Source organism: Aquabacterium sp., assembly GCF_044226965.1.
GTDB lineage: Bacteria > Pseudomonadota > Gammaproteobacteria > Burkholderiales > Burkholderiaceae_C > Pseudaquabacterium.
Window position 1 is genome coordinate 18,379 of the sequence record NZ_JBGAGA010000080.1, and the last position, 9,343, is coordinate 27,721.

Below are 9,343 nucleotides of genomic sequence, written 5' to 3' on the forward strand. Positions count from 1 at the left end.
GCCGTGCGCGAGGTGATCTACGTGCGCGGCGGGCCGACGTACCGCCCCATCGCGGCGGAGGCCGCCTGGTGCTTCGCGCACCCGCGCGGGGTGCGCGCGCCGACGCTGCTGACGCACTTCGACTACGTGCTCGGTCTGCGCCGCCACTGGTTCAACTGGACCGGTACCCTGCCGCCGACGACGGCGCCCGGGCTCAGCCTGCCGATCACCGGCGTCGAGGACCTCTACGACTACATCAAGACCAGCGGCGACACCCAGCCGGGCAGCATCGGCGAGCTGCACTTCTTCACCCATGGCTACGAAGGCGGGCCGGTGCTGGTGAACACCGAGGACCGGCTCGGCGACCCGAACAGCCGCGACCCCAATGACCTGGACCCGCGCATCAAGGACTTCGGCATCGACACCGTGCTGGGCGGCGCCAACGGCCAGCGCTTCAAGCGCGCCTTCGCCGGCGATGCGCTGATCAAGCTGTGGGGCTGCACGCACCTCGAGAAGTACCGCGGCATGGTCAAGCACCAGTACTTCGGCACCCGCGACGCCCAGAAGAAGAAGCGCATCAAGGCGGCCTACCAGGCCTTCATCGAGCAGTCGACCTACCAATACGCGCTGTGCAAGGCCCTCGGCATGCGCGTGTACGCGGCGCCGCTGGGATGGGGCACCAACCCGCACCTGCCGAAGCCGAACGCGCCCTATGCCGACACGTGGCCGCCCGCCGCCAGGAACCGCTGGTGGCGCGTGAGCCCCACCTTCTGGCAGGACCACGGCGCCGACTTCTACCGGCGCGTGCTGGGCGCGGACATCGACCCGGTCGGGTACGTGGGCTACACCCCGTCGATCGTCACGGCCAGCTATGTCGACATCTCGCTGGACGAGGTGATGCTGGCCGACTATCCCGACGCGTACGCGTCCGACTATCCCGACCAGGTCGTGTAGCCCGGCCCGAGGCCTGGGACCGCTGGCCACGGTGCTGGACTCGGGTTGCAGCTGGACGGCGCCGCATTCGTTCCAGGCGCTTCAATCGCCTGGGCAAGCCCGGTCGCCCGCGGCACCATGCGCGCCACGCACACCGACGAAGCCACCATGGCCGAGACGGCCGACGGCAGTGGGCGTGGGAAAGCAGGGACAATTCGCAGACCAGGAAGAGACGGCCTCGGTGGGCCTGGACGACCGGGTCGCGACGGAGGAGCTTTCTTGACACAGCGCGGGCCACTGGCCCCTCTCTTCGGCCTGTGCGCCGGGCTGCTGCTGGCCGGCTGTGCGCCGCCCACCCACACTGCTGCGGCCGCGCCGGCTGCGGCGGCGGCATCGAGCAGCCCGCTGGCCGCCGCGAGGGCCCTGGAGCAGGCCTCGTTCGGCCCCACCGCCGAGTCGGTGGCAGCGGTGCGCGGGCAAGGCCTCGCCGCCTGGATCTCGCAGCAGCAGGGCCTGCCGCCGACCCTGTTCGACGGCCTGCCGCTGCGGGACTTCGACGAGGTCGCGCAACCCGGTTCGCTGGCCACCGCCTACCGCGGCATGCAGGACCGGCTGTTCGCGGCCTTCCTCATGGCGCCCGACCAGCTGCGGCTGCGCGTCACCTGGTCGCTGTCGCAGATCCTCGTGGTCTCGGCGCAGAAGGCCGCGCCCTACGGCCTGCTGGAGTACGCCAACCTGCTGCAGCGCCATGCCTTCGGCCGCTATGGCGACCTGCTGCGCGCGATGACCGTGCACCCCACGATGGGCTGGTACCTCGACAACGGCCGCAACCGTGCCGCCACCGCCTGCCTGGGCTGCACGCCGAACGAGAACTTCGCGCGCGAGCTGCTGCAGCTGTTCTCCATCGGCACGCAGCGGCTGCAACTCGACGGCACACCGATGCGCGACGCCCAGGGCCGCGTGTTGCCGGCCTACGGACAGCAGGACGTGTCCGAGCTGGCGCGCGCGTTGACGGGCTGGGCCTTCGTCGAAGAGCCGGGCCTCGCGCCTTCGAACCCGGGCAACTGGGGGCACACCATGGTGGCCGATCAACCCGAGCTGCACGACCGGGGCGAGAAGCGGGTGCTGGGCACGGTGCTGCCCGCGGGGCAGAACGCGGCGCAGGACCTGGACGCGGTCGTCGCGCTGCTGGTGGCGCACCCGAACACCGCGCCGTTCGTCAGCCGGCGGCTGATCCAGCACCTGGTCACCAGCCAGCCCACGCCGGCCTACGTGGAACGGGTGGCCCGGGTGTTCCGCGACAACGGCGCCGGCCAGCGCGGTGACCTGGGCGCCGTGGTGCGCGCGGTGCTGCTGGACCGCGAGGCCCGCCGGGGCGATGCCGGGACCACGGCCCCGACCAGCTTCGGCAAGCTGCGCGAGCCGATGCTGCATCACATGGCCTTGCTGCGCGGCCTGGGTTGCCGCCGCCTGCCGCGGTCCGCGGACGGCACGCGGCTGGTGCCGGTGCGGCAGGAGCCGTTCAACGCGCCATCCGTGTTCAGCTTCTACCAGCCCGGCGACACCGCACCGGTCAGCGGCCTGCTCGCGCCCGAACAGCGCCTGCTGGACGGGCAGGAGTTCAGCCAGCGCATGGCGGCGCTCGGCCGGGCGCAATCCACCTGGGGCACGGCCCTGGTGGAGGCCGGTTGCGACCTGCCCGCGCTGGCCGCGCTGGCGGCCGTCTCGCTCGATGCGCTGGCCGACGAGATCGGCAGGCGCTGGTTCCGTGGCGCGATGCCGCCGCGCCTGCGGGCCGCCCTGCCCCGCCTGTGGGCCGACACCGACGCCCGCAATGACGTCGAGCGCCTGGCCTGGGTGCTGCCGGCCTTGCTGTTGAGCCCCGAATTCGGCGTGCAGCTGTGATGAACCGTCGCGAATACCTGCGTCGTGCCGGCCGCTGGCCGCTGCTGGGCCTGGCCGGTGGGCTGCTGAGCGGACCGGCCGTGGGCCTGGCCGGCGACTACCGGGCCCTGGTGGTGGTGCACCTGGTGGGCGGCAACGACGGCAGCAATTGCCTGGTGCCCACCGACGCCGCCTACGCCGACTACGCACGGGCGCGCGGCGAGCTGGCGCTGCCGCGCGACAGCCTGCTGGCGCTGGACGGCCCGACCGGCGACCACCGGCTCGGCCTGCATCCGGCGCTGGCGCCGCTGGCACCCCTGTATGCCCGCGGCCGGCTGGCCTGGCTGCTCAATGCCGGCCCGCTGGAAGAGCCGGCCACGGCGCGGCAGGTGATCGAAGGCTCGGTGGCCGTGCCGCCGATGCTGATGTCGCATGTCGACCAGCAGGCCATCCAGCAGGGCTGGGAGGGCGGCGAGGACCCCAGCGGCTGGGCCGGTCGCGCGCTGGAATTGCTGCCTGCCCCGCTGCGCCATGGATTGGCCGGCGCCAGCTTCGACAGCCAGCGCACGCTGGTGCTGGGGCGGAACACGCCGGTGTCGTGGATCGGCGAGGACCCCGGGGCGCTCAACACCTGGGGCCGCGCGGACCTGTCACGGCCCGGGCAGGTGATGACGCAGGTGCTGCAGGAATGGGCCCGGCCCGGTGACGAGAACGCCTACCGCGCAGAGTACGCACGCACGCTGCAGCGCCAGATGGCCGACGCTGCGGAGCTGGCGCGGGCCGTGGCCCTGGGGCCGGTGCCGGGCACCGATTTCGGGCCGGGCGCGCTGGCCGGCCCCCTGCGCACGCTGGCCCGGCTGCTGCCGGCCTTTGCCACGCTGGGCTACCGGCGGCAGGTGTTCCTGGTGTCGGTGGGCGGCTTCGACACCCACGCGGCGCAACGCGGCAGCGCCCTCCGCAGCCAGGACACGCAGCTCGACCTGATGGCCCGGGCGCTGGCCGGCTTCGATGCAGCCACCCTCGCGGCCGGCCTCGATGCCCAGGTGGCCACGCTGGTGATCAGCGATTTCGGCCGCACGCTGCGGCCCACGGCCGGCGGCTCCGACCACGGCTGGGGCAACCACTGGTGGGCCTTCGGCGGGCCGGTGGCCGGCCGCCAGGCGATCGGGCGTTTCCCGCAGCTGGTGCTGGGTGGGCCGGACGATGCCGACCCCGGCGCAGCGGGCCGCCTGGTCCCGACGCTGGCCACCGACCAGGTCGGCGCCGCGCTGATGCGCTGGATGGGGCTGGAGGCCGAGCGGCTGCCGCAGGTGTTTCAGCGGCTGTCGCGCTTCGAGGCCAGCCCGCTCGGTTTGCTGCAGGCTTGAGCGCCAGGCCTCATCGAGTGGACCCTGCCAGGCCAGCGGCGCGGCCGCCGCGGCGCTGCCACAGCAAGGCCAGCAGCGCCACGGCCACCAGCGCCAGCGAAGCCGGCTCGGGCACCGGCACCAGCGCAAAGCGGCCGCCGGGGTTCAGCAGGTTCATGTAGTCCAGGTACTGCTGGTAGTAGCGCTCGTACATCACCGGCGCGGCATTGCGCGCGCCCAGGCCCATCAGCCCGTCGGCGCTGAGCAGCGGATCGGGAAACTGATTGACGGCGCCACCGATGTACTCGTCGAACAGCCCCAGCATGTGCCCGAACTCGTGCGACTGGAACGAGGGCGTGTCCTGGTCGGTGTACCAGTGCAGCATGTCGTAGCCCGGATCGCCCGCGCCCTGCGTGGCCTTCACCAGCACGGTCTGGTCGAGCGGGCCGACCAGCGTGACGTCCACGTCCAGCGGGAAGAAGGTCATCGTCGTCAGGTCTTCGAGGTAGTACCGGCCGTTCCACATGTCCTCGATCTGGCGCTCCGCCGCATGGCGGTAGTCCTGCTTCTGCGCATCGGTGAAGCCCAGCCCGGCGTCGAAGTCGAAGCCGATCTGCACGTCCTTCGAGAAGCGCGTGCCGTCGAAGCTGCGCGTGTAGCGCACGTTCCAGGCGTAGGGCCCGTAGGTGGTGCCGCCGGAGGTGTACTGTGCCGTGCTGCGCTGGTAGTTGACGAATTCCGAGCCGGTGACGTAGGCGGCCCAGGACAGGGGGCTGAGGGCGGCGCCGAGCAGCAGCGCAGCAGCCGTGACGAACGAGCGACCATCGCGCATGGGACCTCCGCGAGCGTTGCGCACCGCGGCCGCCTCGGCCGCCGGGCTGCGAGGGAGCTTCGCGCGGGCAGAGGGGCGCTGCATTGCGCAAGCGCAATGCAGCCGGCGTCCCGCGCCCTCAGGCCATCGCCGCCTGCGCGGCCAGCACCTCGGTGCGCACGCTCTCGGTCAGCGCGGCCTTCAGTTCGGCGAACTCGATGCTGGTCTTCACCGAGTAGTGCCGCGGGTGCGGCAGCGGCACCTCGTGGTCGAGCTTGATGCGGCCCGGGCGCGCACTCATCACCACCACGCGGCTGCCCATGAACACGGCTTCGTCGATGTCGTGGGTGACGAACAGCACCGTGGTGCGCTCGGCCTCCCAGATGCCGAGCAGCAGCTCCTGCATCAGCTCGCGGGTCTGGTGGTCGAGCGCGCCGAAGGGCTCGTCCATCAGCAGCATGCGCGGCTTGTTGGCCAGCGCGCGGGCCAGCGCGGTGCGCTGCTGCATGCCGCCCGAAAGCTGCTTGGGGAAGTGGCGCTCGAAGCCCTTGAGCCCCACCTTGACGATGTAGTCCTGCGCCATCGCCAGTTGCTGCTCGCGCGGCAGGCCGCGTTCGCGCAGGCCGAAGCACACGTTGTCCTGCACCGTGAGCCAGGGGAACAGCGTGTAGCTCTGGAACACCATGCCGCGGTCGGCGCCGGGGCCGTGGATGCGCTGGCCGTCCAGCAGCACCTCGCCGCTGCTCTGCACATCGAGCCCGGCCACGATGCGCAGCAGGGTGCTCTTGCCACAGCCGCTGGGGCCGAGGATGGTGATGAAGTCGTTCTCGGCCACGTCGAGGTCGGTGGCCTGCAAGGCCAGCGTCTCGCCGTGGGTCGACTGGAATCGGCGCGAGACGCCGCGCACCTGCAGCAGGGGCTTGCCGTGGCCAGTCATGGGACGCTCACTTCGGAAGTCATTTGCCCAGCTGAGCCCAAGGATAGAGTCTGCGGTTGACGGTCTTGAACAGCAGGTCGCTGGCCAGGCCGATCAGGCCGATCACGATGATGCCGAAGATGATCTGGTCGGTGGCCAGCAGCGCCTGGCTGTCGGTGATCATGTGGCCGATGCCGCTGGAGGCGCCGATCAGCTCGGCCACGATCACGTAGGTCCAGGCCCAGCCCAGCACCATGCGCAGGATCTCGGCGATTTCCGGTGCCGCGCCGGGCATCAGCACGCGCCGAATCAGGCTGCGGTCGGTCACGCCCAAGGTGTACGCCGCCTCCACCAGGTCGCGCCGGGTGTTGCCCACCGCCACCGCGATCATCAGCACCAGGTTGAAGAAGCTGCCGAGGAAGATGACCGAGAGCTTCTGCGCCTCGCCGATGCCGACCCACAAAATCAGCAGCGGGATGAAGGCCGAGGCCGGCAGGTAGCGCGCAAAGGAGATGAAGGGCTCGAAGAAGGCCTCGATCGGCTTGTAGGCCCCCATCGCCACGCCCAGTGGCAGCGCCAGCAGCGCGGCGATGACGAAGCCGCCGAGCACGCGCCACACCGTCATGCCGATGTCGAGCGCGAAGCCCATCTCGACCAGCAGGCGCCAGCCCGAGCGCAGCATCATCAGCGGATCGGCCAGGAAGGTCTTCTGCACGAAGCCGCCGAAGGTGGCCACGCCCCAGGCAGCGACGAACAGCACGAAGAAGGCCACGCCGAGCGCGGTGCGCGCGCCCGGCGTCACGGGCTGCAGCGGCTTCATGCCGCGATCACTTCAGGAACTTGGTGTCGGCCAGCTTGGACATGTCCGGCGCGGCCTTGATGATGCCGATCTCCAGCAGCAGGTCGGCCGCTTCCTTGCTGAAGGCCGCATGCTCGCCGGCGAAGAACTTCTGGTTCGCCTCGCGGTCCTGCCAGCGCAGGAACTTCTGGCTGGCCTCGAACTGTTCGGCGGTCTGCTTGACGTCGGCGCCCATGATCTCGAAGCTCTTCTTCGGGTCGGCCTTGATCATCGCCACCGCGTCGAAGTAGCCGTCGGCCAGCGCCTTGGCGGCCTTGGGGTTCTCGGCCAGGAACTTGGGCGTGCAGCCGAAGGTGTCCATCACCATCGGGTAGTCCAGCGTCGTCGCGATGATCTTGCCGGCCTCGGGCTTGGCGCGCACCGCGCTCAGGTAGGGCTCGTAGGTCATGCCGGCGTCGATGCCCTCGGTGCCGGCGATCATCGCGTTGGCGGCGGCCTGCGGCTCCAGGTTCACCACCTTCACGTCCTTCACCGACAGGCCGTTCTTCTTCAGCATCCAGGCCAGCGTGAAGTACGGGGCGGTGCCGGGCGCGCTGGCGGCCACCGTCTTGCCCTTCAGGTCGCTGATCTTGGCGATGGAAGGCTTGACCACCATGCCGTCGGCACCGTAGCTCTTGTCGAGCTGGAAGATCTGCGTGGTGGCCACGCCGTTGGCATTCCACACCACCCAGGTTTCCACGGTGGTGGCGGCGCACTGCACGTCGCCGGAGGCAATCGCCAGGTGGCGGTCCTTCTGCGGAATCTTCTTCAGCGAGACATCCAGGCCGTGCTTCTTGAAGAGGCCCGCTTCCTTGGCCAGCGTCAGCGGCGCGAAGCCGGTCCAGCCCGACAGGCCGATGGCCACCTTGGTGTCTTCGGCCAGGGCCGGCGTGCTCAGCAAGGCCACGGCGGCCAGCGCGATCAGCGACTTCATGCGTTCGATCTCCTGTCGATCATGGGAACCCGCGATGGTGCGTCGGCGGGTGGGGTTGCACAACGCGGGCAAGCCCGCAGCGATGACCAGCAAGTCCTGCGCCAACTGGCCTGCACCTGTCTAGACGAGTAGTGTACGGGGCGCCAGCCGGCGGCTGCGCAAGGGCCCGGCGGCGCCCGGGCGTTGGGCCTTCGCATCGTCCGCGCGACGAGCGGCATGGTTCACTTGCCGGCCCGCGGGCGCCGGGAGAACATCGCGGCGCCCGCAGTCGAGGGCAGGAACCAACCATGAGCGAGCGACCCCCCGCGGCCGGACGCCCCGGCACGCGCATCGAGGAGACCAGCGCCTGGGGCCTGCTGTTCGACGCCTGCCTTCGCCTGCAGGCCTGCACCGGCACGGCCGCGCTGCACCAGGCACTGCTCGGGGAAACCCGCAGCCTGCTGGGCGCCCAGCGGGTGCTGCTGGTGCTGGACGAAGCCTCCGGCCCGGTGGTGGCCGCGGCCTGGCTGCCAAGGCAGGACACGCCGGCCGCGATGCTGCGCGCCATCGGCCCCTGGCTGCAGGCCGCGCGCCGGACGCGGGCGCCCACGCTGCGCCACGGCCCCGCAGGCGCCGCGCCGCGCCAGCAGCGCAGCTGCCTGGTGGCGCCGCTGCTGGCCGATGGTGCGCTGCTCGGCTGGCTGTATGCCGACCTCGACGGCCGCCGCGGCCGCTTCGACCATCGCCACACCGAGAGGCTGGCGCTGCTGGCGCAACAGGCCGCACGCGCGCTGGCCTCCCAGCGCGAACGCGAGGTGCTGGCGACCCGCGCGGCGCAGCTGGCGGTGCTGGAACGCATCCAGCAGGGCATCGCCGCCAGCCTGGACTTCAACGGCATCGTCGAACTGGTGGGCGAGCGGCTGCGCGAGGTGCTGCGCTCCGACGACATCTCGATCCGCTGGTTCGACCCGGCCACGGGGCTGATCGAGTTCCCCTACGTCATCGAACATGGCCGACGCATCGAGGTGGCCCCGCAGCCGCCCACGCCGGGCGGCCCCTGGGAGCGCATCGTGGCCAGCCGCCAGCCGCTGCGGGTGTCGGGCACCTTGCCCTTGCCCGGCACCGAGCTGGCGCTGGACGACCTGTTCGTGCCCATCATCGGCAGCGACGAGGTGCTGGGCCTGCTGACGATCGAGGACCACACCCGCCGCGACGCCTTCGGCGAGGCCGAGCTGCGCCTGCTCACCACGGTGGCGGCGGCGCTCGGCGTCGCGCTGCAGAGCGCGCAGCGCTTCGACCAGACCCAGCGCCTGCAGAGGGAGACCGGGCAGCGCAATGCCGAACTGGCCGTGATCAACAGCGTGCAGCAGGGCCTGGCCGGGTCGCTCGATTTCCAGGGCATCGTCGACGCCGTCGGCGACAAGCTGCGCGAGGTGTTCCGCACCGACGACCTGAGCATCCGCTGGATCGACGAAGCCACCGGGGCGGTGCAGCTGATGTACGGCTACGAGCACGGCGTGCGCCTGCCGTTCCACACCTTCGTGCCGCCGCCCGATGGCCCGCTGGCCAGGTTCATCGCGGCCCGCCAGGCCCAGGTGGTCGGCTCGGTCGACGAGCAGCTGGCACTCGGCATCGCGGTGCGACCCGGCACCGACCGCGCGCGCAGCCTGATGAACGTGCCGATGCTGATCGGCGAACGCATGATCGGCTTCGTGCTGCTGGA

8 protein-coding genes are annotated in these 9,343 nt (G+C 71.2%); 4 read left to right on the top strand and 4 right to left on the bottom strand.

Features of this window, described 5'->3' with window-relative positions; genetic code table 11:
* Positions 1-3: 3 nt before the first annotated feature.
* From ACILR4_RS24910 to ACILR4_RS24920, 3 genes are all read left to right on the top strand, one after another.
* Complete coding sequence (locus ACILR4_RS24910) at positions 4-933, top strand: hypothetical protein (protein ID WP_395703596.1); 930 nt, start codon at positions 4-6, stop codon at positions 931-933.
* A gap of 258 nt (positions 934-1,191) precedes the next feature.
* On the top strand, positions 1,192-2,817 hold the full coding sequence (locus ACILR4_RS24915) for a DUF1800 family protein (RefSeq protein WP_395703597.1): 1,626 nt from the start codon (positions 1,192-1,194) through the stop codon (positions 2,815-2,817).
* Positions 2,817-4,163, top strand: a complete 1,347-nt coding sequence (locus ACILR4_RS24920; RefSeq protein WP_395703598.1) for a DUF1501 domain-containing protein — start codon at positions 2,817-2,819, stop codon at positions 4,161-4,163. The genes ACILR4_RS24915 and ACILR4_RS24920 overlap by 1 nt, the downstream gene beginning before the upstream one ends.
* 10 nt (positions 4,164-4,173) lie before the next feature.
* Here the strand turns inward: ACILR4_RS24920 and ACILR4_RS24925 are convergent, their stop codons facing one another.
* From ACILR4_RS24925 to ACILR4_RS24940, 4 genes are all read right to left on the bottom strand, one after another.
* Positions 4,174-4,974, bottom strand: coding sequence for a PEP-CTERM sorting domain-containing protein (locus ACILR4_RS24925; protein ID WP_395703599.1), 801 nt, complete (start codon positions 4,972-4,974; stop codon positions 4,174-4,176).
* A gap of 118 nt (positions 4,975-5,092) precedes the next feature.
* A complete protein-coding gene (locus ACILR4_RS24930; protein ID WP_395703600.1) occupies positions 5,093-5,890 on the bottom strand; it encodes an ABC transporter ATP-binding protein in 798 nt (265 codons plus the stop codon).
* A gap of 19 nt (positions 5,891-5,909) precedes the next feature.
* On the bottom strand, positions 5,910-6,689 hold the full coding sequence (locus ACILR4_RS24935) for an ABC transporter permease (protein WP_395703601.1): 780 nt from the start codon (positions 6,687-6,689) through the stop codon (positions 5,910-5,912).
* A gap of 7 nt (positions 6,690-6,696) precedes the next feature.
* Entirely contained in the window at positions 6,697-7,641 is a 945-nt protein-coding gene (locus ACILR4_RS24940) for an ABC transporter substrate-binding protein (protein ID WP_395703602.1), read from the bottom strand.
* Between the two features lie 287 nt (positions 7,642-7,928).
* On the opposite strand from ACILR4_RS24940, the gene ACILR4_RS24945 reads away from it, so the two are divergent.
* A partial coding sequence (locus ACILR4_RS24945) for a GAF domain-containing protein (protein WP_395703603.1) occupies positions 7,929-9,343 on the top strand: 1,415 nt, incomplete at its 3' end.